Below are 22,922 nucleotides of genomic sequence, written 5' to 3' on the forward strand. Positions count from 1 at the left end.
CTCCGTCACAAAACAATCAGTGTCTTATTATGGGGCAAGTTGTCCGTTTGAGGGGACTCTGAACTGGCTTTTTTGCTGAGGAGGCCGCCAAATCTGGGCGATCGCCCCCTTCTCTCAGGATTTATGTAATGGTTTTATGACAGGGGGAGTCCGTTCCACCCCAGGGGGCGATTGGCAACCCTTAATGGCTAAGGGTGGTGGGGATGGTGATCCCAAACTCCGTCCCCTCACCCAAGGTTGAATGACACTCAAGGCTGCCACCATGATGATCGACAATGATTTGATAGCTAATGGATAACCCTAATCCGGTGCCTTTCCCGACGTCTTTGGTGGTGAAAAAGGGGTTAAAAATTTTCTCCCGGACGTTGTCAGGGATTCCCGGACCATTATCACGAATTGAAATCTGCACCTCATTTCCTTGCCGTTGCGTGGTAATGCAAATGCAACTGGGCTGTTGCTGCATCTGTTCCCGAGAACGAGTGCGATCGCGCTCCTCTAAGGCATCAATGCTGTTGGCGAGGATATTCATAAACACCTGGTTTAACTGTCCCGGATAACAGTCAATGAGGGGAAGCTCGCCATACTCACGAATTACCTGAATCTCAGGGCGATCGCTCTTCTCCTTGAGACGACTGCGGAGAATCATCAGGGAATTATCAAGTCCTTCATGGAGATTCGCCGGTTTCAAGTCCGATTCATCCAAACGGGAGAAGTTCCGCAACGAGGCGACAATTTCCCGAATCCGCCGGGCCCCTTCCCGCATGGAGTTGATTAAGCGAGGAAAGTCCTCCACCAGAAACTCAACCTCCGAGTCTTGCAACTGTTCCCCTACAGCAGCTACAGGTTCCGGGTAATGTTCCTGATAACTAGCAATCACCGCCAGTAAATCCTCGACATACTCCTCAGCATGGGTTAAGTTGCCATAAATGAAGTTCACCGGGTTATTGATTTCATGAGCAACCCCCGCCACCAACTGCCCTAAACTGGACATCTTCTCACTTTGCACTAACTTAGCCTGAGTTTGCTGCAACTGCCCTAACGTCTGTTGGAGTTCCTCCGCTTTCTGCCGTAGACGGGCCTCCGATTGACGCAATTCCAGTTCCGAGCGTTTGCGATCGGTGATACTCAATCCCGCACCCCTAAAACCAATTAAGTTTCCCTGTTCATCGAGACGGGGCACTCCATTCACTTCTTCCCAAACGATCTCTCCTTCCGGGGTGATGTCACGACATTCCATTTTAAAGGTAGTCTGATGTGCAATGGCATGAGCGACAATCTCCTGTGCCCGTTGAAGATCGCCCTTATACATCACATCAAAGGGCGATCGCCCCAACAAGTCCTCGGCTGAATAGCCTTTAACCGCCTCAACCCGCTCTGATAGGTAGGTGTAGCGTCCCTCTAAACTGATTTCCCAGAGATATTCCCCCGCCGCCTCTGAGACATCGCGAAATCGCTGCTCACTTTCCCGTAACTCCACCTCAGCCCGCTGTCGCTCGGTGATATCCTGAATCATTGAGGCAATGCCGATACACTCTCCCACTGGATTAATCAGAGGGGTGTTGTACCACTGACAGATAATCCGCTGCCCATCTTTGCGGACATTTTCATTAGTACTACGAGTTCCCCCTCTCTGTTCAATCAAATCACCCATCACCGTTTGAACATGAGCGACCCACTCCGGCGGGACAATTTTCTCGGCAATCCGAGTTCCAATCGCTTCTTCTGCCCGATAGCCAAAAATTCGTTCAGCTGCTGGATTCCAACTCACCACCTCGAACTTCATATTCCACTCCAGAACTGCCAAGGGAGTTTGTTCAACCATGAGCGCTAGCCGTTGTTGAGATTTACGAATTTCGGTTTCAATACGCTGTCGTTCGCGAACTTCTGCCGCTAAGGTTTGATTCGCCTCTGAGAGTCGTTTGGTTCGCTCAATGACCCGTTGTTCCAGTTCCTCGTTGGCGGCCTTGATTTCTTTGAATTTTTCCCCGAGAGCTTCAGCCATTACTTGAAAATTAGCTGAAAGCAGATTAAATTCCAAGATTTCTGTTTTCGGAAGATGTAAGGGGTCTTGATCACTTACCTTTTGGGGTAGATTTTCACTCACATTTGCCAATTGAGTTAATGGCTGGATTAGGTAACGTGTCAAGGGATTGGCACTCATAATGGCAAATCCCATAATTCCCAATAGAATGGCAAGATTACGGATATAAAACCCTTGCAGTTGACTAATGATGGGTTCTGCAGGTAAAGAGACCAGAATGTCCCAAGGCAGTGTCGATTCACGAATAATCGTGTAGTAATGAGACTGCCGCCACTGGGCCATAAACGGGATGGAGCCTCCAGGTTTCCAATGGTAAACATTGTTGCCCTGCTCAGCCACAACCCCTGAGTCTAAATCAAAGAGGGTAGCCGTGTCAGGATATCGCCGAATAATAGATGAATCACTCAGCAAAAAAACGTTGATGGGGTAGGGACTCCGCTTGGCTTCAATTAAGGCTTGAAATAAATTCAAATCTCCCCAGCGATACGTTTGAGTTATCTCTAAGTTATTTTTGAATTCTTTAGAGATAGACTCAATAATAGTAATTGCCTGAGTTTCTGAATTTTGAAATTGGACTCGACTTCCAATAATCGTCAAAATCAGAACAGGAATAATCGTAAATGCAAGCAGAGCATTGAATAGGGTTTGACGAAAAGGAAAACTGCGTTTATAATCTCGACTTAGAATCTCAAGTAGCGGAGTATTTACGATGATAATACTCGCAATTAAGGCATTGAAAATCCCATTAACTATTAGCTTTAATATAACTAAAGCTGTGAGCTGATCCGGAAGTTTTAGAATGAATATATACAATAAAAGTCCTAAAGGTGTTCCAACTGCAACCCAAAAAACACCTGTCAGAAAAACAATATTCCAGGAGAAATATCGCAAGCCGATACCCACACAAAAAATCTCTAGATTCAGAATGATCATCGTATAGGGATGTCCCCAAAGAATCAGGGTATAGAGATTTGATAAAACGGCTCCTAACGTTCCCCATCCAGTACCAAATAAAGACGTAATTATAAGAGTTGCGATACTTCCAAATAAGAAATCGATCCCAAAAAATAGGGATATATTAAAATAGTTTCCTGCCAAGGCTGCCAACGTTAACCCCATAAAAACCAGAAAATTTTTACCTTTCAAGCTAAATCGAGGTAACGTTTGGTGACGGAGTAGTTTATCTAGTCCATTGTTCATGTAATTCTCAATCAGATTAAACAGTTTTCAAAAAAAATCTTAATCCCAGGCCAGTGCAATGCTAAGCCCTTAATTTGGGACTGACCTGGGTTGATTGTCCTAGAGTTCGGTACAGCATGTAACGGCACCCATAGACTCCAGTTATGTCTGTTGTAACTTAGATTACCAGAAGCCGCTAGATACTGTTCCTGGAGTAGTTCGGATAGCAGTAACTGGGTTGCTAGACGTTCCTTAGACCAGGGTGGGCCAGTCTTTAACCGAGACGATCGCCCGACTCCACATCGAACCAATGTAAGCGTTCAGGAGAGACCGCCAGTTCAATGTTATCCCCTCCCCAATCTAAATCAGAGGGCAGGAGCGATCGCACCTCAATGGGGGCCGCTCCCCCCTCAGCGGGAGTTAAGCGAACACTGAGAAGATTCTGCATCCCCAAGTTTTCCACCAAAAACACCTCACCGGGGAAACGAATTGAATCACTCTCCTCAGCCAACCGCATATCCTCAGGACGCACCCCCAAAACCACCTGACGGGGAGGTTTGGCCAACCCTGACGGAAGGGGGAGTTTCCCCTGTCCCAAGCGAGCCGTCTGTCCCTGACAATGTAGGGTCAACAAATTCATCTGAGGACTTCCCACAAACCCGGCCACAAACTGGTTCGCCGGCCGGGAATACAACTCACTCGGAGGCGCTAATTGCTGCACATTCCCTTCATACAACACCGCCACCTTCGTCGAGAGGGTCATGGCCTCAACCTGGTCGTGAGTCACATAGACCACTGGGGTATTCTGTTTCTCAAACAGTTGTTTAATTTCGGCCCGCACCCGTTCCCGTAACAACGCATCCAAGTTACTGAGGGGTTCATCCAACAAAAACACATCCGGCTGACGCACCAAGGCCCGTCCCAGGGCCACCCGCTGACGCTGTCCCCCCGAGAGTTGTCCCGGCTTGCGGTTCATCAAATCCTCCCGCAAATCCAGAAAGCGCGAGGCTTCACTCACCCGCTGCTTAATCTCACCATCGGTCATGTTGCGCAGCCGCAGGGCCGAGGCCATGTTCTCATAGACCGTCATGTGGGGATAAAGCGCGTAACTCTGGAAGACCATCGAGATATTGCGATCGCCCGGCTTCAGGGCCGTGACATCGCGATCGCCAATCATAATTTGACCTCGGGTGGGTTCTTCGAGTCCCGCAATCAAGCGCAGGGTTGTGGACTTCCCACATCCCGAAGGACCCAACAGAGTTAGAAACTCATTATCCTCCACCGTTAAGCTAATATCCTTAACAGGAATTGTCGTGGGATTGTAGGTTTTGTTCAGGTTCTTTACTTGAACTGTAGCCATTGAAATACCATTTAAATCAACATCATCATAGAATTGGGAATCAGACTCAATGAGCCTGTCCCCATCCACTTAGCCTTCTGCAGCTTGGGCCGTTGCGGGTAAGTCGAGGGAATTGGGATCTCGACTTGGGGTTTTCGCCCCAGACTCTTGAACCCGTAACACCAACACCGCCGCAATCAGCATAGCGACACCGCCGCTGACTAGGGCTAACATCCGGTTTTCATCGAACCAATATCGCATCACCCAACCAAACCCCAGGGAGGCGAGAATCTCGGGTAAGACGATAAAGGCATTGAAAATCCCCATATACACTCCCGTTTTATCATCCGGGAGAGACCCAACCAGGATGGCATAGGGCATCGCTAACAGGCTAGACCAAGCAATCCCTAACCCGATCATCGAGAACAAAATTAGATAGGGATTTTCAATAAACCACAAACTAATCAAGCCAACTCCACCACAAATTAGGCAGAGGCAATGGGTCACTTGACGGCTCGTAAAATGCGATAACTTCGGTAGAATAAAGGAAAATACCAAACAAACAGCATTATAGGCAGCAATGCAAATTCCTGCCCATTCAATTCCTTCAGAATAGAGTTCTGAACTTTGGCTGACAGCACCAAATATATTACGAGCCACGGCGGGGGGGAAATAGAGAAAAACACAATACATCCCCAGCCAAGAAAAGGATTGCACCCAAGCCAGTTGGCGCATGGTGGTCGGCATCTCCAGGATAGCAGACCAGATTTCACTCAGTCCTGTCCCGAAGCCACTTTGTTCTTCCTGTTGTTTTTCAAAGGCTTCTAGGTCTTCGGGGGGATATTCTTCCGTGCTTAAAACCGTCCATAAGACCGTTCCTAAAAAGGCTGCTGCCCCCACATAAAAGGAAATTTCAATGGTTGGGGGGATGGAATTCTCGCCTCCAGTATTGGTTACCCCGAGGAGGTGATTGAGCAGCCAGGGAAACGCCGCCGCTAGTACGGAACCAGCACCAATAAAAAAACTTTGCATGGCAAAGCCTTGAGTCCGTCGTTCCGCTGGGAGTAAGTCCCCGACGAAAGCGCGGAACGGCTCCATGCTGATGTTATTGGAAGTATCCAAAATCCAGAGGCCACCGGCCGCCATCCAGAGGCTGGAGGAATGGGGCATGAACACTAAGGCGGTAGAACTGAGTATGGCGCCAAAGAGGAAATAGGGCCGTCGGCGGCCGAGGGGGCCCCAGGTGTTGTCACTCATATGGCCCACCATGGGTTGGACAATCAAGCCGGTTAAAGGAGCAGCGAGCCACAAAATGGGAATTTCGTCCGCTTGGGCACCGAGATGCTCGAATATGGCACTCATATTCGTCATTTGCAGTGCCCAGCCAAATTGAATGCCGAAAAATCCTACACTCATATTGATGATTTGCAGGAAATTCAGCCTTTTTTTAGGGCGATCGCTCATAGAGTCTTCTTAAGTCTGAACATCAACAGAGGCAGCAATGGGGCGTTTGGCCTCTACGTTCATGGTATCAGACCTATTTGGAGCGGCCACTGACAGATGGATTAGTGCTTGCGACTCCGACAGCGATCGCAGATTCCACAAGGCTTGATGCTACTCCCAAAGCCGAAGGCTTCTAAAATGACCTGCCAACGACAGCGGCGATCGCGCAGATAGGACTGCATTTGCTCAAAGGCCTGATAATTGGTCTGAGTTCTCCGGGGTTTAGTGGTGTGAATTTGGTAATGAAAGGGATCAAGCCAGGTCAGTTGACCGCTGCTATGCAGCAGGGAGAGGGCAATGGCCGCTTGGGGGGATTGACTCAATGCAGCTTCGACAGTCCCGGAACGGGGTAATTTGCCACTGAGTTGGAAAGCTTTATCCTGAAGAGACTGTTCTCGTTGTTCAAAAAACTCTTGTCGCCGTTGATCACTCGGATCGAGCCAACCGGTGGGTTCACTGATGAGGGTAACGGCTTGGGCCGCTTTGCCATCTCGCCCCGCTCGGCCAATTTCCTGGACATATTCCGACAATAATAGGGGGGCATGGACATGGAAGACCCAGCGCACATCGGGTTTATCCACTCCCATACCAAAGGCTGAGGTACAAACCACCACCGGAACTTGTCCGGTGAGCCATTGCCGTTCAATCTCCCGCCGTTGTCCTGGAGTGAGTCCAGCATGATAGGGGGCTACGGTAAATCCCTGTTTTTGTAATAGTTGGGCGAGTTCTTCACTATCGTTACGAGTCCGTACATACACCAATCCTGACTGTTGGGGGTGTTTTTGGAGCCATTTGAGGAGTTTCTGTTTCCGTTGCCGGGGGGTGTAGGTATGAATCACGGACAGGGCCAAGTGGGGCCGATAGGGGTTCTCTAAAAAGAGTTTCGGCGATCGCAGTTGCAGCACCTCCCGAATGGTGTATTGAGCGGCTGGATTGGCGGTAGCGGTGAAGGCCGCAATGGGAAGTGAGGTCCCCGGTGGACGAGTTTGCAATAAGGCCGGACGCACCGCCCCCAGGCGACGATAGGCGGGACGAAAGGTATCTCCCCATTGCACTAGACAATGGGCCTCATCCAGCATCAAACCGTTAATTTGCAGGCTCGGTTGACGCAGAATCTGCCAAATTTTAGGTGTGAGGAGAGTTTCCGGGGACAGATACAGCAGCCGCAATTGCTGAGTTTGCAGGGCATTGATAATACTCTTTTGTTGCGATCGCGGCAATTCACTATGGAGGGCCGCCGCCGGTAGATGCCGCTGTCGCAAGGCCTGAACTTGGTTTTCCATTAACGCCACCAGGGGCGACACCACCAGGGTGACTCCACCACCCAACAGGGCCGGCAACTGAAAGCAAATTGATTTCCCCCCTCCCGTGGGTAACACCACCAGGGCATCTTGCTGTTGCAGCAAAGTTTGCACCACTTCTCCTTGGGGATAGCGAAAGTCGCTGTAGCCCCAAGTTTGACGAAAGGTATTACGAACCAGGGTCCAGTCAGGAGAAGACATGATGCTTAGGAAGACGGCAGGGGGGAAACGACAATGGTTCTGACTCAGTTAGGGGGTCATACTTAAAGGCTCATCACGGTCTAGTTGTCGCCGCTGGATTTCATCGCGGATGGCGGCGAGGTTCTCGGTGAGAGATTGACGAAAGACCCTCCGAAAGATGGAGTCAGGAGTTCCGGCGGGGGGGGTGACGGCAACGGTTTGCCGAAGACGGTGAATTTGGGGATTCTCGGTTGCTTCAATCACCCAGTAGCCCTCAAGTTGGTTGAGATCCCCTTCCAGGAGACGGAAATCAATCCGCTGATGGATTGTTTCGAGGTTTTCAGTGCGCAGCCGCGATCTAACCTGCAAAAAGAGGACTTGTTGCTGACTGACTTGTTCAACCACATGACGGTTACCCTCCACTTCCAGGATTTCACTGGAGACAATATTGGGTAAAAAGTGGTTGAAACGTCCATAATCGGCAATGACTGACCAAATATCCTCGGCGGAGGCGTCTAGGGTCACCGTCACGGTGTAACTGGCATCCTCATTTTGCTTGAGTTCAACGTCTTGCCCCAGGTCTGAGGCTGGGGCCTGATTGCTCAGGGTCTTAGGGAACGACTCTACGGCGATCGCCCCGAGTCCAATGTTCGGCAGGAGTGTGAGTGAGAGGGTCACTAATCCAGCCACTAGGTGTTTAGAGAGCAGGGGACGGTGAACCTCCACCCGAATCTTGTCTGTCATGGGGAGTCATTAATAAACTGATAGATGGACTGGGAATAATGGGAGCAGTCCCGGCGGCTGATATTGTAACATTTCTTAAAAATAAGATTCAGAAACCCTCTGGGGGTTGAGGAAAGGGACTATCTATGACATTTGCCAAGCTCGAACAAATTGCCCATCGGGGTTTCAGTGCGATCGCCCCAGAAAACACTCAAGTGGCCTTTGCCCAAGCACGACTGGCGGGGGCCGATTCTCTGGAGTTTGACCTTAGACTGACTCAAGATGGGGTTCCGGTGGTCATTCACGACGAAACCCTTGATCGCACTACCGGGACGCCAGGCCAGGTCTGTGAGATGTCTTGGCAGCAGTTGCAAACCCTCGATGCGGGGAGTTGGTTTAACGAGACATTTCAGGGGGAACGCATCCCTAGTTTAGACCAAACCTTGCTGGAGGTGGAGCAATTTCCTCAATTTGCCTATCTAGATCTCAAATCTCATCCGAGTTGGACGAGTGAGGCCATCACCCGCATTCTGGAGATGATCCAATCCCATCAATTGAGCGATCGCTGTTTTCTCTGTTCCTTTGATACTGACTTGCTCGCCGCGTTTCAGGAGAAGTCTCCCCACTGTCGCCTGGGTTACCACACCCTCACCGCCACAGATATTCAGGAACGTCTTCCGGAGGCGGCCCGGGTGGGCGGGGTCTTGTTGAGTTTATACAAACCTCTCCTCGAAGACCCCAATCTAATCCAACAGGCGCGATCGCAGTCCGTGGAAATCGTCGCTTGGACTGTGGACGACCCCGCCCTCTCCCAAGACCTACAACGGCAGGGAGTTCGACGAATTATTAGCAATCAAGTTGTTAGAAATCCTCAGAAAAGTTAAACTTTTAAAGGAGATGATACCCGTTATTCTACCCTTTTGTGACGTTTCTTAAAAGGGTAAAATTCCTTGTAACAAAAGGCTGCCTATGCCTGTAATGACATTCAGAATATTACCCCCAATGTCCCCCCGTCTTTGCCGTTCTCGGGCTTCATGAAATGCTTCCTCTTCCGCCACAATCGCTGAGGCAAAAAACTTAGCCGTTTCGTAGCCCTCTTGATTGCCGGCAGCAAAATAAATTTCTGCCGCCCGTTCTGCATCTGCCACAGCCCGTTGCGTTTCGCCCATACGATTATAGGCGGCTGCCCGGCCGAGATAGGCTAGAGGGAACTGATTATTAAGAATAATGGCATCTGTGTAGAAACTGACGGCCCCTTGATAGTTTCCTTGTTGCGCCTCATCATTGCCCCAACGGAGCAACTCATCCACCGTCACTACGGTACTCGGGACATCATAGGCCCCCCGCAAGTTGGCATTCGTGAGGATGGCTCCATCGAAGTCAGCCCCCGTTAGGAAGGCCCCTCGTAAATCCGCCCCCGTGAGATTTGCCCCTCGAAGATTCGCCCCCGTGAGGTTGGCTCCCACTAAGGAGACACCTGTGAGGTTGGCCCCCGATAAATTTGCCCCCATTAAATCACTTTGACTGAGATTGGCTCGCACCAAATTCGCCCCTTGTAAATTGGCTCCCGACAAACGGGAGTGAACCAATCCCGCATTGCGTAGATCACATTGAGGGCAGTCTTGAGTTGAGAGGAGTTGTCGCAAATCCGGCGCAGTTTGGGCCGCCACTGGAGAGAGGTTGCCAAAACTCCAAACCAGAGCAACGACTGGGGCGATCGCCCAGGGAAACGAGACATTGAGGGCAAGTTTTGCGTTGTACATAACCAATATTTTTGAAATTCCCAAATTATCAAGCGTATCGCCTGACAGAACAGCCAACAGTAGCGAAGTCCAGGGGGATTAGCCTAAGAGCCTTTCCTAATGGGAGTTTAGCTCAGATTTTCCCATTTGTTGCGGTGACCTGCGCTACCCTGAGAGAAACTGGCAATTTTTTTAACAAAAGTTTAAGATTGACGGGGACTGAGAATCTTGACAAATCTTGATGTCAGTGCAGTCATGTTAGACCCGTCTATCGCCATCTTGCAGACCAGCCGCAGCCGATTGAACCAAAACCCCATTACCCAAGTCTAAACGTGAACAGCCAACGTTATCCAGCCAGCCTCAACGCAATGAAACGACCTAAAACTTGGCTAATGGGGATTCTCATGGGTAGCCTCTGGCTGACAATGGGATGCAGTCCCAATGATGGCGAGAGTGCCCAAGCTCAGCCCTCGGGCCCAGGCGAGTCACGAGAGCAGGGCGATCGCACGGTCACCGTTGACGTGGCCATTGCCGAAGCCCAAACTCGTAGCCGGGAACTCAATTACAGTGGCACCACCCAACCCTTGCGTCGGGTCTCCTTGCGGGCCCGCAGTGATGGTCAACTCCTCAATCTCAACGCCGATGTCGGCGATCCCGTGTTTCAGGGACAAGTCATCGCCCGAGTTGAAGATACCCTGCTGCTGTCAGAGCTTGCCGGAGTCGAAGCCGAAGTGAGCGTGCGCCAATCCGAAGTCGAAGAAGCCCGCAACCAGCGCATCGAAGCGGAATTTCGAGTTGAAGAAATTCGCGCCGAACTGGATCAGGCCGAGGTTGATGCTCGTCGTCTTAAAAACCTAGCCGGAGAGGGAGCCATCCCCCGTCGTGAAGCCGAACTGGCCCAAACCCGCGTCCGCACCCTTGAACAGCAACTGCGATCGGCCCAAGAACAAGTCCGTATCCGCGATCGCGCTGTCGCCTCAGCCCAACAACGAGTTGGGGCCCAGGAAGCCGTTGTCGCCGGAGTCCAACAGCGACTCTCCTATACTGATGTTCCCTCCCCCCTCAATGCCGTCGTCCTCGAACGACTCCTCGAACCCGGAGACGTCGTGCAAAGCGGGGATGTCATTTTAGAACTCGGGGACTTTAGCGAAGTTGAAATCCGCATCGAGATTCCCGATCGCGATCGCAGTCAAATTTCCCTGGGCCAAGCCGTTGACGTAACCCTCGATGCCTTCCCCAACCAAGAGTTTGTCGGACGAGTCTCGCGCATCTTCCCTAATGCCGATCCCGTAGCCCGACTGATTCCCGTACAAATCACCCTACGCAACCCCGACGTCCCCAATGGGGAACTCGGAGGTGGTTTACTTGCCCGAGTCACCCTAAACACGGCCTCACAACAACTCGTAACCATTCCCGAACGGGCCCTAGAAATCTCTGCCCAAGGGGATAACACCCTGTTTATCGTCGAAGGCAACGAGAGCGAAACCACCGTCAGCGCCCGTCGTGTTGAACTCGGAGAACGAGAAGATGACGAAGTCGAAATCCTCCAAGGCCTCGCCCCCGGCGAACAATTCATCGTCCGCAGCGATCGCCCCCTCCGAGACGGCCAAACCGTCCGCCGCAGCTTCCTCTCCCAACCCCGCAACGAATAAGCGATGCGTTCCGGCAAGTTTAAATCGATAGGTCTGGGTCATAACCCTCACTGATGCCGGGACGCATCCTACCTGGCTTGCCTCTTGCCTCTTGCCTCTTGGCTCTTGCCCCTTGCCCCTTGCCTTCCTCCCCCATGTCCAACCAACCCATTAGTCTAAGCACCCTAGCCATCCGACGCCATATTGGCACCCTAATCATCACCATTGCCGTGATGGTGTTAGGTTGGTTTGTCGTCAGCCGGATGCCCGTGGATTTATTGCCCAGCATCACCTATCCCCGTATTGGCCTCCGGGCCGACGCACCGGGGATTGTCCCGGAAGTGGCGGTCAACGATATTACCCGTCCCCTCGAAGAAGCCTTAACCGCCACAGAAGGGGTCGTACAACTATTTTCCCGAACCCGAGAAGGTCGTATTAGTATCGACCTATTTTTCCGACCCGGCAACAACATTGACCAAGCCCTCAACGATGCTACCGCCGCCCTCAACCGGGCCCGCGATCGCCTCCCCGATGGCCTCGATGCCCCCCGTCTCTTCAAATTTGACCCTTCCCAACTCCCCGTCTATGAGATGGCCCTAACCTCCACCTCACTGCGCGCGGTGGACTTACGCATCTTTGCCGATGAAGAATTAGCCCGAGAACTGGTGCGTGTGCCCGGCGTTGCCAACGTGGATATCTCGGGAGGGGTGCGTGAAGAAGTACGGATGAATCTAGATCTAGACCGTCTGCAAGCCCTCGGCCTAAACGTCGAGATGGTCTCCAATGCTCTACGGGAACGCAACCAAGACACTGCCGGCGGTCTGATCCGAGGGGGGCCTTCAGAATTACTGACCCGGGTGGCTGGCCGTTTTAATAGCGTCCAGGAGATTCGCCGCATTTCCATCAGTTCCAATGGCAATGGAGAGGGCAATGCGAATCAGCAACTCTACGTGGAAGATGTTGCCCAAGTCATCGACGGTACAGAAGAACAGCGGGTGTTTGTGACCCTTAACGGTCAACCCGCCGTCAAAGTCAGTATCCAGAAACAACCCGACGCGAATACCATCGAAGTGGTTGAAGGGGTGGTACGACGCCTTCAAGAATTGCGGGAAGCGGCTGTCATTCCTGAGGATATGCAAATTGAAACCACCCTGGATGAATCTCGCTTTATCCGCAGTTCCATTCAAAACGTAATTACAGCGGGACTCTCGGGGGCTGGCCTAGCGGCGATCGCCGTGTTACTCTTTCTCGGGTCCCTACGGCAAACTCTGATTGTGGTTCTCGCGATTCCCCTGGCCACCCTCACAGCCATGATTCTCATGGGCCTGTTCGGACTCTCCCTGAATGTCTTTAGCCTAGGGGGATTAGCCCTTGGGGTTGGGATTGTGGTGGACAATGCGATCGTCATGTTAGAAAACATTGCTAAAGGAGTAGAAACCACAGACCCTCAGAGTCCGGTTGAGGACTCTAGCAATGGCTATGCACTCTCCCACCTCTCCCCCAAACAGCAGTTTGCCCGCCGAGTGCGCCTCCAGGCTGAAACCTCCGCCCGCGAATTGGAATCAGCTCTGTTAGCCTCCACCAGTACCAACCTGGTGGCAGTGCTTCCCTTTCTGATGTTGGGGGGCTTTATTTCCCTGCTCTTTAACGAACTGATTTTGACCATTAGTTTTGCCGTAGCCGCCTCAATGGCGATCGCCCTGACAGTGGTTCCCGCCATGGCAGCACGGCTGTTAGGGATTCCTCGCTCCTTACATCTAAACCGCTTACCCCCGATTTGGCTCTTTGGCCGCTTCGTTCGTCTCTTAACTGCCGTTTACCGACAAATTCTCTCGGGGGTGCTACGAATGCGCCTGTTGACCATTGCCCTAGCCATTTTGGTTCTGGGAGGGGGCAGTCTCTGGATGGCGGAGAGACTTCCTCAAGAAATTCTGCCCCGCATCAACACGGGCCAAGCGCGACTGGTGGCCCAATTCCCCCCAGGAACGACCGTATCCCAGAACCGGCAAGTCATGGCAGCCGTTGATGAGATGCTGCTGTCGCAACCAGAAACCCAATATGCTTTTAGTACTGCCGGGGGGTTTCTCTTTGGAACCTCCACCAGTGCCAACTCCCTGCGGGGGTCAAGTACCATTGCCCTGACTCCAGGAACCAATGTTGGCGCTTATGTAGGACGAGTGAACCGGCAAATCACTGAGGAGATTCCCCTAGTCGATACCTCAATTCGGATGCGTCCTGAATCGGTGCGGGGGCTGATTTTAAGTAACTCTCCCACTCGTGATGACATTGATATCATGTTGCAAGGCACCAACCCCCAAGTTTTGGAAGAAGCCGGGCGCATGGTATTGGCCGCTCTAGAAGAAAACGCGACTCTAGCCAGCTACCAACCTGATGCCGAAGACCCCCAACCGGAGGTTCGCATCCGCCCCGACTGGGAACGGGCCGCCAGTGTCGGCCTCTCGGCTCAACGGATTGGGGAGACCATTCAAACCGCATTAGAGGGGTCAGTGATTACTCAAATCCAACGGGAAGACCGCCTCGTGAATGTACGGATGCAGTTACCCACGGGCACCATTGAGCGTCCGAGTCGCTTACGCTCGATTCCCCTGTTTACCTCGGGCAATCAACTGATTCGTTTAGGAGATATTGCCGAGATTGGTCGAGATGTTGCCCCAGGAGAAATTCAGCGCATTAACCAACGTCAGATTTTCCTGATTGAAGGCAGTCTCAGTGATGGCGCCAATCTCAGTGATGCCCTTGATGAAGTTGATGCCATTCTCGCCGGCCTCGACCTGCCTGAAGGGGTGACACGGGTTCCCAGTTCGGCGGCAGAAACCAATGAGCAATTACGCCAATCTTTGGTGATTTTGGGCAGCTTAGCTACGTTTATGGTGTTTGTGGTCATGGCGGTTCAGTATAACTCCCTGATTGACCCCCTCGCGATTATTCTCACAGTTCCTCTAGCTCTGGCTGGGGGGATTTTAGGGCTGTATATCACCGAAACAGCAGTAGGAGCCACGGCCATTGTTGGGGCTGTGTTATTGGTGGGGATTGTGGTCAACAATGCCATTTTGTTGGTGGAGTTAGCCAACCAAATCCGCGAAAAACAGGGGCTGAGTCACTATGAGGCCATGTTGGAGGCGGCTCCCCAACGACTACGACCGATTTTGATGACGACGATTACGACGGTCTTGGGGTTATTTCCCTTGGCCCTGGGGGTTGGGGAAGGGTCTGAGTTTCTGCAACCGTTAGGAATTGTCGTCTTTTCGGGGTTGTCCCTGGCGACCTTTTTAACCCTCTTTATTGTTCCCTGTTTCTATACTCTCCTTCATCGCTCGAATCGCCCCCGCAAACCCCGTTTACCGAGTGCGGGTTGGCAGGAGTCTCCTGTGGAACAACCGGTGGGTACGTTTAAGTAGCATCAGGTTATCTGGTGATCGCGATGCCTTCGTCCTGGGAGGGGTAGGAGTGGGTTATGCCTCTTGCCCCTTGCCTATTGCCTCTTGCCTCTTACCCCTTGCCTTCTCCACAGAAATTCCTACAATAGAAACATCCCCAAATTTGTTAAGTTTTATGAGCCAATCTCCTGAACCCTCCGTGACCCCTAATCTCACAGAGCCTAAATTTGGATTTAACCAATATGCAGAACGGCTCAACGGTCGTGCCGCGATGATTGGTTTCATTGCGGCCCTCGCCATAGAATACCTATCGGGTCAAGGACTCTTAGCCTGGTTAGGCCTGATTTAGTTTCAGCGATCGAGTAGGATCGAAATTGGGACAGGGTGTGGCTAGACGGTCTCAAAGACCGTTGCACCACACCTTTCCCGCCTATCATTCGCGGACTATACCGTTAAAGCTCTCATGAATGCTGTTTGGCATCGATTTTTTAAGCCCTTCTACCGTAAAGAACCGGTTTCCAGCTTTATTTTAACCGTCGGAGCCGTAGATGTTGCCCTAGGAGGTCTCGGGAGTTATAGCTCCCTCTTACTACTAGGAATGGGAACTATGACCGGGGCTATCGCCCTACGTTGGTGGCAAAGCCAACAGAGCGATCGCCGTCGTCCCCAAGAATCTCTCGCTGAATACTATCTCACCCCGGGGGTCGGACCTGAGCCGCTACCCCGTCTTAACCCCAGTAAACATCGCCGTTAATCCATAACTTACCGAAACTTACCGAGTTTTGCCCGTCTGGGGACAACAATCGGGTAAAATACAAGCCGTTGGTTTAGAGTCAACCAATGTTCCGGTTACCGCATATCCTCACTATGGTTCCTCTCCCTGATCATCGTCCCCAAAACTTATCTCTCGGACCCCTAGAAGCTGAAATCCTAGAGATTATCTATGATCTCAAAGAGGTGACCGTAAAAGACGTCCACGATCGCATCCTCGCAGACCCTGATCGCGAACTCGCCTACGCCTCCGTCACCACCGTGATGCGTCGTTTAACCCGCAAGGGCTGGCTCGACTGTGACAAAGCTGATCGCGCCTTTCGTTGGCGGCCGCGCATCTCCCGGGAGCAAGCACAAATGCTCAAATCCCACGATCGCCTGCAACGGTTTCTGGCCGTCAGTAGCCCCGATGTGGTCGCGGCCTTCGCCGACAGCCTAGATGTGGACAGCCTAGACCGCCTCGACGCCATTGCACAACGGATTCAAGCGGTTCGACGCCAACGGGAGGAACAGTCCTAATGCACCTGTTGATGATTCTCATGGCTTTGGCGATCGCCCTCGGCTTACGTCAAGGGAATCTCAACCGCCAAAGTGTCCAGACCCCATCCCTCGCTAACCTAGACCAACGTTGGCGTTCTGGGATTATTGCCCTAGTTGCCCCAGTCCTGCTCCTGCTCACTACCGCCATCGCAGTGCTCTCCATGGGCGCACAGGGGCAAATGGTATGGCAGGGAACTGGACTAGCCAGTTATCTGCTCTCCTGGCTCTTTCTTCTGAGCACCCTCAGTTGCTTCATTCGCCAATCTCTGCAACTGCGCCACGCTGTCATACAGCTACGTCGTTATCCCCAAACAGAAGTTCTCGGTCATCCCTGCCGTATCATCGATGACAGTGGCTTGTTCAGCGCCCAAGTGGGAGGCTGGCAACCCCAATTGACCATCACCCAAGGGTTATTAGACCATCTCGATGGCGATCGCCTGGCCGCCGTCCTCGCTCACGAAGATGGGCATCGGGTCTATCGTGACACCTTCTGGTTCTTCTGGCTAGGAATCTGCTATCGCCTCACCCTCTGGCTTCCCCACAGCGACCTCCTTTGGCAAGACCTACTGCTACTACGAGAAATCCGCGCCGACGCCTGGGCCGCACAACAGGTTGATGAACTGCTCTTAGCTGAGTCGTTACTGGACGTCATCCGTGCCCCCTTACGCTCCACAGCCTCCTTCGAAGCGGCCTTCAGTTGTACCGCTCCCCCCTCTCGCCTGGAACAACGGATTGAAGCGCTCCTCTGTGGAACTCATCCTGGCCTCAACTTCGGCTGGCAAGGCGTCCTACAACTAGCCTGGGTCCTATTGCCCCTAACCGTTGTCCCCTTCCACCAGTAAGCTAAACCGCTCACGATTCAGATCACAGACTCTCTATGGCGGTTGACCCTCGCAATACCAACACTCTCTGGGCCTCGGTTCTCGTTGAAACCTTAGCGCGTTTAGGATTAGACCTCGCCGTTATTTGTCCCGGCTCTCGCTCAGCCCCCCTGGCCGTGACCCTTGCCCAACATGAGCAGATTGAGGCCATCTCCATCCTCGATGAACGCTCAGCCGCCTTTTTTGCCCTCGGCTACGCCAAACGAACCCATAAACCCGTGGCCCTAGTCTGTACCTCGGGAACCGCCGGAGCCAACTTCTACCCCGCCATTATCGAAGCTCGTGAATCTCGGGTTCCCCTACTCGTACTCACCGCCGATCGCCCCCCAGAGTTACGCCACTGTCAAGCCGGACAAGCCATTGATCAACAGAAGCTCTATGGCAACTATACAAGCTGGTATGCTGAACTGGCCCTGCCCGAGTTAAGTTTAAGCCGACTGGGGTATTTGCGACAAACCCTCGTCTATGGCTGGGAGCGGACGTGTTTTCCAGTTCCCGGTGTGGTTCATCTGAACTGTCCCTTTCGTCAGCCCCTAGCCCCAGAACCTCAGCCTCAGACAGAAGAGTTCGTGCGGATGTTGGGGGATGGCATCTGGGAGGAATTTTTTGCCGCCGTTACCCCTGAATTACCAGCCACGCCCCGCCCCTCAGCCGAAAGTCTCGATCGCGCCTTCGCCGCCTGGTTTAAGAGCGATCGCGGCCTAATTATTGCCGGTGTAGCCCAACCGCGCAACCCGAAACAGTACAGCGAGCGGGTCGCTCAACTGGCGAAAACCCTTGGCTTTCCCGTCTTTGCGGAGGCCCTATCCCCCTTGCGTCATTGGGCCTCCCTCAACCCCCAATTAGTGGTGGGGTACGATCTGCTTCTGCGTCATCCTGAAATGGCCGCTCAATTGCAACCTGACCTCGTGCTGCAATTGGGAGACTTACCCACCAGCAAGGTGTTACGGCAATGGCTACAACAGGTTAACCCCTTAACCTGGGTCTTAGACCCCGGCGATCGCAATCTTGATCCACTCCACAGCCGGACTGTTCACCTACGCCTGGATGTGGAACGCTTACCCATCCCTGATCCCGTAGTTCCCCCCGTTCCCTCAGAGTTTTGTCAGCAATGGTGTGAAGCTGATGCCGAGTTAAGCGAGGCCCTAACCTCAAAAATGGCGGAGATAGACCCGCTGCGAGAACCTCAACTGCCCTGGCTCCTGTCTCACAGCTTACCCAGTCAACGCCAGGTGATGGTGGCGAACAGTACCCCAGTGCGGGATATGGAATGGTTCTGGCGACGTAGCGATCGCCAAACCCAAGTGTTCTGTAATCGAGGTGCCAATGGGATTGATGGGACCCTCTCAACGGCGATCGGGTTAGCCTATGGAGGGAAACCGACACTTCTCATCAGCGGTGATTTAGCCTTTTTACATGATACCAATGGCTTACTTTTGGCTCAACGATTGAAGGGCCATGGTCATTTAACCGTATTGCTGATTAATAACCAGGGTGGGGGAATTTTTGAGCATTTACCCATTGCCCAATTCAATCCGCCCTTTGAAGAATTTTTTGCGACACCCCAACAGGTCAACATTGAAAAACTCTGTGCCGCCTATGAGATTGGCTACAACCCAATTGAGTCTGCCGGCGACCTCAAAGACGCCTTACACCAATTTCCCCAACCCGGGCTACAAGTGCTGGAATTCAGAAGCGATCGCCATCAAGACCATGCCTGGCGATCGCAAGTATTCGGCATTAGCTCCCAACTAAACCGCTCAGAGGAGCGTTAATTCTTGTTTTGTAAAAGATGAAACTGTCGCAACAACGTTACATTTTCAGGTGTTAAAAGTTTCTGCATTTCTTCCACTTGATTTAACAGAGAGATCTCCCGGGAAAACTCTTCCTCTAAAATACTAATATAACGTTCTTGAGCCTCAGGAGTTCTTTGGGCCTGTAACATCGTTAGGGCCATCTTGATATTCGACATCGGCCGCCGCAGCTCCTGGTTCAGATTGGTCATTAACCCATCTTTCGCATCTACAAATTCCTGTAGTTGACTCAGTTCCTGTGACAACGTTGATAGCCGAGTCACCATTATATCCTGCTTTTTAAACCGGGCTTCAATGGCCCGTAGTAATTCATCGGCATCAAAAGGTTTTACTAAGTAATCATCAGCTCCCAACTCAAACCCTTGACGCATATCAGACCGCTCGGTTTTTGCCGTCAAGAAAATAAAGGGGATCAGGGCAGTTTCCACATCAGCCTGTAGGGTTTGCAACACCTGATAGCCATCCATCTCGGGCATCATGACATCACAGACAATTAAGTCCGGGGACTCCTGACGAGCACAGACCACCCCAGTCTCTCCGTCACTGGCCCCCATCACCTCAAACCCCTCCAAACGGAGGATTTTCATGATATTTTTCTGTAAAACTTGTTCGTCTTCGATGACCAATATCTTTTTCATAGTTGTCCAGTCAGCGATGCTTAATCTTAAATTTTGCGCTCGTAAAGTTTTAATACAAAAACGTCAAGGTCAATCTTACACCCTCGATTTTACACCCTGAGGGTATCCCTGACCGACGCTCCTAGATCAATCATAACTAAACTTCACAGACAAATCACAGGGGGAAGTGGACGAAAATCTGAGTTCCCACACCCACCTGGCTCTTAACCTCTACTCGTCCCCCATGTAAGTCCACACAACGTTGTACAATCGCTAAGCCCAACCCCGTCCCGGGAATAGTTCCCACATTTTTAGCTCGGTGGAAAGATTCAAACAAACGGGGTAGATCTCCGGCGGGAATGCCGATTCCTTGGTCTTTAACAGAGTAGATCAGCTCCCGACCTCGTTGGAACAGGCGGATCTCAACCGGCTTGTCAATGCTAGAGTACTTGAGGGCATTAGAGACTAAATTGCTAAAAATTTGCCGTAGCAACTTTTCATCCCCATTTAGCATCACAGGGGTTTGGGGGACCTGCCATGAGAGTTGACGGTCGCGGGCAATGCTCCCCTGGAGCTGCCGTAACAATTTGTCGCAAAACTCACAAATGTCCAGGGACTGGGGGGTGAACTTCAGCGTCCCCGAGTCACTCTTGGCCAGCGTTAACACATCGTCGAGCAGTTCCGTCATATGACTAACCGCCGACTGAATATCATTGAGTTGTTCGAGTTGTTCTTCCCGACTCCAATCGTAGCGTTGCAGCAGTTGACCGCAGGATTTGATGACCGCCAGGGGGGTGCGAAACTCATGGGAGGTCATGGAGATAAAGCGGGATTTAAGATCTATCAACTCCCGTTCCTTTTGCAAGGCCTTGATCACTTCCGCCTCCGCCCGTTTGCGTTCCGTGATATCTTGAATCACGACCACAAAGTAGGGGGCTACCGCCGGGCTCTCCTGAGCCTCCGAAGAAGAAGGCTCAAAGACGATTGAGGTCGTCACATGAACCCAAATGGGGCTGCCATTGGCGTGCAAAAATCGTTTTTCTAGGGTGATGGTCCCAGCTCCATTCAGTAGATCCTGTCGAACCTGTTCCGACAGGGGCAGATCCTCGTCATAGGTCATCTGTAAACAGGTACGCTGCGCCAGTTGTTGGGGGGTGTACCCCAAAATGTCACAGAGTTTTTGGTTAACAAACTCCCAATATCCTTCCAGATTGATTTGAGCTACGCCCACCGCCATCTGTTCAAACAGGGAACGGAATCGTAATTCACTCCGTTGTAGGTCCAGGGTGCGTTGCGCGACTTTGGTTTCTAACTCCTGGTTGAGTTGGCGCAGCGCCAGTTCCGCCTCTTTGCGATCGCTGACATCCTGAACAATCCCCACAATCTGTTCCGGCCGTCCCTCAGCATCGCGACTCAGGACAATCTCCCGACTATGAATCCAATGCCATTGTCCATCGACCCCTCGTAGGCGATATTCTTGTTCTAGAAGTCGACCGCCATGGAGTTGTTCGAGGCGATCGCCCAGTTCGTCGATGTCAGAGATATCCTGGGGATGGCTCTGTTCGCAGCAATGAGCATGACTTAATTCACTAATTCTTTTGGGGGTATGGCCGATGAGAGCCTCCACCTGCCGATTGATATAGACAATTTTCCCAGTAGCCGCCTGATAGACATATAAAATATCAGGGGAGGTGTCGGCGATTTGCTGAAACAGTCGTTGTTGCTCGATTAAGGCCACTTCAAACTGTTGTCGTTGGGTGATATCAATGCCCACCCCAATGGCCGCTCGACCCCGATCATATTTTTGAGCCACCACCAGATACTGGAGTTTTGACTCTTCTATGTCCAGGGTAATAATTTGCCCCGCTGACATAGGCGCCTCCATCATAAAGGTGCGCATAAAGTCAGCGAACTGATGGGAGTCCTGGCTAGGAAAGGCCAAATCTTGGTCTAGGAAGTCTTCGGGGGCTAAACCATAGAGATTAGCAAAATTGGAGTTTACCCCTTGGTAGCGTTGATGATCACCGACCCAGCAGACAATGCCTGGAATAGCATCGAGGATTGCTCGCAAGCGATCGCTCGTTTGTTGCAACCCCTCCTGGGCCTCCTGGCGAGTGCGGATGCTCGCTCGTAGCATCTCGTTAATACTGCGCAGTTGATTGGTGCGAGCCTGTACTCGTTCTTCCAATTCACGGGTATTGTTTTGTAGAACTGCCTCGGCCCGTTTACGAGCGGTGATATCTCGGGCTACCCAGAGAGCAGACATGATCGTTTCTTGAGTTAAAAGAGGCAGAGGTAAAGGGGAAATACGAGCCTCAAACCACTGAGTCTGAGCCGTTGAGTCTTGGGAGGAATCTTGGGCCGGCAGTTGGTATTCATGGCGAATCGTACGACCCTGCTCCCAGGCTCGTTGAATTTGCTCAAAAAACTGCCGCTCATAGCAGGGATCGAAGAAAGCGTTGATGGTTTCGTTGATATCGAGGTTCAGGTAACTGTAATTATGACTCGGTAACCCCACATGAAGCGTGTTATCATCATGAATGCTAATTTCCAGGACAATGTCTGGCATCGTGGAGAGCAACATTTGCAATTTGGTGTAGCTGCTGATCAGTTTTTCTTGCAGAAGTTGCTGTTCTTCTAGACTTAGAGGAACTTGATGTTCGATTTTTGCTCGATAGCCTTGACGAAGGATATCGCTCGCGGGAAGACTACCGACGATATGTCCCTGAGGATCAAGAATGGGTACGGTTTCTGGGGGACTCTGCTGAAGTCGTTGGAGTAGGTCTGGCCAATCAGGGGGATGGTTCTGTTGCAGGGAGAGTTGGTCCGGGGCTTGGGCCATTAAAGAGCCTAGGGTTTGGCTGCGATCGCACTGGGGGTCTCGTAATAGCCTCAGTGCATCCCGTTGGGAGAATCGACCCAGGAAGCGATCGCCCTCCACCACAAAAATATTAGCCAGATTTTCATCCACAAGGAGGGCGATCGCCTCAGCTAGGGACATCTGTGCCCTCAAGGTCAAGGGTTGTGGGTTGCCGATATCCTGAAACTGTCCATCGAAAATTGCCATAACAGGAGAAGACCTCATCAAGGGTAGACGGCGAGTCAGTAATTATACGCAGGGCTGCTGCTGTGGATTTACGGAATGAAAAATCTGTGAATTTAACACTTTCCATTGCCCTAGTTTTTGTTTACCATCGTAGATACAAGGAGGAAAGCAAGTCCAGCCTTTTTTAGCGAAGTATAACACCATAATAAGTTTTTG

Annotated in this window: 16 protein-coding genes; 8 read left to right on the forward strand and 8 right to left on the reverse strand. The window is 51.8% G+C overall.

Annotated elements, in window-relative coordinates; all coding sequences use genetic code 11:
• Positions 1–181: 181 nt before the first annotated feature.
• The 5 genes from NEA10_RS04375 to NEA10_RS04395 form a co-directional block, all read right to left on the reverse strand.
• A complete protein-coding gene (locus tag NEA10_RS04375) occupies positions 182–2,638 on the reverse strand; it encodes a PAS domain-containing sensor histidine kinase (RefSeq protein WP_252664044.1) in 2,457 nt (818 codons plus the stop codon).
• Between the two features lie 856 nt (positions 2,639–3,494).
• On the reverse strand, positions 3,495–4,580 hold the full coding sequence (locus NEA10_RS04380) for an ABC transporter ATP-binding protein (RefSeq protein WP_252664046.1): 1,086 nt from the start codon (positions 4,578–4,580) through the stop codon (positions 3,495–3,497).
• 69 nt (positions 4,581–4,649) lie between these two features.
• Positions 4,650–6,023 carry an MFS transporter gene (locus NEA10_RS04385; RefSeq protein WP_252664048.1) on the reverse strand — a complete coding sequence of 458 codons (1,374 nt, stop codon included), beginning with the start codon at positions 6,021–6,023 and terminating at the stop codon, positions 4,650–4,652.
• Between the two features lie 101 nt (positions 6,024–6,124).
• Positions 6,125–7,564 carry a RecQ family ATP-dependent DNA helicase gene (locus tag NEA10_RS04390; RefSeq protein WP_252664049.1) on the reverse strand — a complete coding sequence of 480 codons (1,440 nt, stop codon included), beginning with the start codon at positions 7,562–7,564 and terminating at the stop codon, positions 6,125–6,127.
• A 48-nt stretch (positions 7,565–7,612) separates the two neighbouring features.
• A complete protein-coding gene (locus NEA10_RS04395) occupies positions 7,613–8,287 on the reverse strand; it encodes an SRPBCC family protein (protein WP_252664050.1) in 675 nt (224 codons plus the stop codon).
• 125 nt (positions 8,288–8,412) lie between these two features.
• On the opposite strand from NEA10_RS04395, the gene NEA10_RS04400 reads away from it, so the two are divergent.
• A complete protein-coding gene (locus NEA10_RS04400; RefSeq protein WP_252664051.1) occupies positions 8,413–9,150 on the forward strand; it encodes a glycerophosphodiester phosphodiesterase in 738 nt (245 codons plus the stop codon).
• A 48-nt stretch (positions 9,151–9,198) separates the two neighbouring features.
• Here the strand turns inward: NEA10_RS04400 and NEA10_RS04405 are convergent, their stop codons facing one another.
• Complete coding sequence (locus NEA10_RS04405; RefSeq protein WP_252664052.1) at positions 9,199–10,029, reverse strand: pentapeptide repeat-containing protein; 831 nt, start codon at positions 10,027–10,029, stop codon at positions 9,199–9,201.
• Positions 10,030–10,376: 347 nt separating this feature from the next.
• Here NEA10_RS04405 and NEA10_RS04410 point away from each other — a divergent pair, with 347 nt between their 5' ends.
• The 7 genes from NEA10_RS04410 (at position 10,377) to menD (ending at position 19,004) form a co-directional block, all read left to right on the forward strand.
• A complete protein-coding gene (locus NEA10_RS04410; protein ID WP_252664053.1) occupies positions 10,377–11,660 on the forward strand; it encodes an efflux RND transporter periplasmic adaptor subunit in 1,284 nt (427 codons plus the stop codon).
• A gap of 134 nt (positions 11,661–11,794) precedes the next feature.
• Positions 11,795–15,058 (forward strand): efflux RND transporter permease subunit, encoded by a 3,264-nt coding sequence (locus NEA10_RS04415; protein WP_252664054.1) that lies wholly within the window; start codon positions 11,795–11,797, stop codon positions 15,056–15,058.
• Positions 15,059–15,212: 154 nt separating this feature from the next.
• A complete protein-coding gene (locus NEA10_RS04420; protein ID WP_170187919.1) occupies positions 15,213–15,386 on the forward strand; it encodes a CAB/ELIP/HLIP family chlorophyll-binding protein in 174 nt (57 codons plus the stop codon).
• 114 nt (positions 15,387–15,500) lie between these two features.
• Positions 15,501–15,791, forward strand: a complete 291-nt coding sequence (locus tag NEA10_RS04425) for a hypothetical protein (protein WP_252664055.1) — start codon at positions 15,501–15,503, stop codon at positions 15,789–15,791.
• A gap of 113 nt (positions 15,792–15,904) precedes the next feature.
• Positions 15,905–16,327 carry a BlaI/MecI/CopY family transcriptional regulator gene (locus tag NEA10_RS04430; protein WP_252664056.1) on the forward strand — a complete coding sequence of 141 codons (423 nt, stop codon included), beginning with the start codon at positions 15,905–15,907 and terminating at the stop codon, positions 16,325–16,327.
• Positions 16,327–17,190 carry a M56 family metallopeptidase gene (locus NEA10_RS04435; RefSeq protein WP_252664057.1) on the forward strand — a complete coding sequence of 288 codons (864 nt, stop codon included), beginning with the start codon at positions 16,327–16,329 and terminating at the stop codon, positions 17,188–17,190. The genes NEA10_RS04430 and NEA10_RS04435 overlap by 1 nt, the downstream gene beginning before the upstream one ends.
• A gap of 35 nt (positions 17,191–17,225) precedes the next feature.
• Positions 17,226–19,004: a 2-succinyl-5-enolpyruvyl-6-hydroxy-3-cyclohexene-1-carboxylic-acid synthase gene (gene menD / locus NEA10_RS04440; protein ID WP_252664058.1), complete on the forward strand. Its 1,779-nt coding sequence runs from the start codon at positions 17,226–17,228 to the stop codon at positions 19,002–19,004.
• On the opposite strand, the gene NEA10_RS04445 is transcribed toward menD, so the two are convergent.
• Together NEA10_RS04445 and NEA10_RS04450 are read right to left on the reverse strand one after the other, a co-directional pair.
• On the reverse strand, positions 19,001–19,681 hold the full coding sequence (locus tag NEA10_RS04445) for an ATP-binding response regulator (RefSeq protein ID WP_252664059.1): 681 nt from the start codon (positions 19,679–19,681) through the stop codon (positions 19,001–19,003). The genes menD and NEA10_RS04445 overlap by 4 nt on opposite strands.
• 154 nt (positions 19,682–19,835) lie before the next feature.
• On the reverse strand, positions 19,836–22,727 hold the full coding sequence (locus tag NEA10_RS04450) for a PAS domain S-box protein (protein WP_252664060.1): 2,892 nt from the start codon (positions 22,725–22,727) through the stop codon (positions 19,836–19,838).
• Positions 22,728–22,922 lie beyond the last annotated feature (195 nt).

The organism is Phormidium yuhuli AB48 (assembly GCF_023983615.1).
Taxonomy (GTDB): Bacteria; Cyanobacteriota; Cyanobacteriia; order Cyanobacteriales; family Geitlerinemataceae; genus Sodalinema; species Sodalinema yuhuli.

What these genes read in the sequence shown, in the direction of transcription:
- NEA10_RS04380 (WP_252664046.1), bottom strand. Translation starts at nt 4,580, where the DNA reads ATGGCTACAGTTCAAGTAAAGAACCTGAACAAAACCTACAATCCCACG.
- NEA10_RS04385 (WP_252664048.1), bottom strand. Translation starts at nt 6,023, where the DNA reads ATGAGCGATCGCCCTAAAAAAAGGCTGAATTTCCTGCAAATCATCAAT.
- NEA10_RS04390 (WP_252664049.1), bottom strand. Translation starts at nt 7,564, where the DNA reads ATGTCTTCTCCTGACTGGACCCTGGTTCGTAATACCTTTCGTCAAACT.
- NEA10_RS04395 (WP_252664050.1), bottom strand. Translation starts at nt 8,287, where the DNA reads ATGACAGACAAGATTCGGGTGGAGGTTCACCGTCCCCTGCTCTCTAAA.
- NEA10_RS04400 (WP_252664051.1), top strand. Translation starts at nt 8,413, where the DNA reads ATGACATTTGCCAAGCTCGAACAAATTGCCCATCGGGGTTTCAGTGCG.
- NEA10_RS04405 (WP_252664052.1), bottom strand. Translation starts at nt 10,029, where the DNA reads ATGTACAACGCAAAACTTGCCCTCAATGTCTCGTTTCCCTGGGCGATC.
- NEA10_RS04410 (WP_252664053.1), top strand. Translation starts at nt 10,377, where the DNA reads ATGAAACGACCTAAAACTTGGCTAATGGGGATTCTCATGGGTAGCCTC.
- NEA10_RS04415 (WP_252664054.1), top strand. Translation starts at nt 11,795, where the DNA reads ATGTCCAACCAACCCATTAGTCTAAGCACCCTAGCCATCCGACGCCAT.
- NEA10_RS04420 (WP_170187919.1), top strand. Translation starts at nt 15,213, where the DNA reads ATGAGCCAATCTCCTGAACCCTCCGTGACCCCTAATCTCACAGAGCCT.
- NEA10_RS04425 (WP_252664055.1), top strand. Translation starts at nt 15,501, where the DNA reads ATGAATGCTGTTTGGCATCGATTTTTTAAGCCCTTCTACCGTAAAGAA.
- NEA10_RS04430 (WP_252664056.1), top strand. Translation starts at nt 15,905, where the DNA reads ATGGTTCCTCTCCCTGATCATCGTCCCCAAAACTTATCTCTCGGACCC.
- NEA10_RS04435 (WP_252664057.1), top strand. Translation starts at nt 16,327, where the DNA reads ATGCACCTGTTGATGATTCTCATGGCTTTGGCGATCGCCCTCGGCTTA.
- menD (WP_252664058.1), top strand. Translation starts at nt 17,226, where the DNA reads ATGGCGGTTGACCCTCGCAATACCAACACTCTCTGGGCCTCGGTTCTC.
- NEA10_RS04445 (WP_252664059.1), bottom strand. Translation starts at nt 19,681, where the DNA reads ATGAAAAAGATATTGGTCATCGAAGACGAACAAGTTTTACAGAAAAAT.
- NEA10_RS04450 (WP_252664060.1), bottom strand. Translation starts at nt 22,727, where the DNA reads ATGGCAATTTTCGATGGACAGTTTCAGGATATCGGCAACCCACAACCC.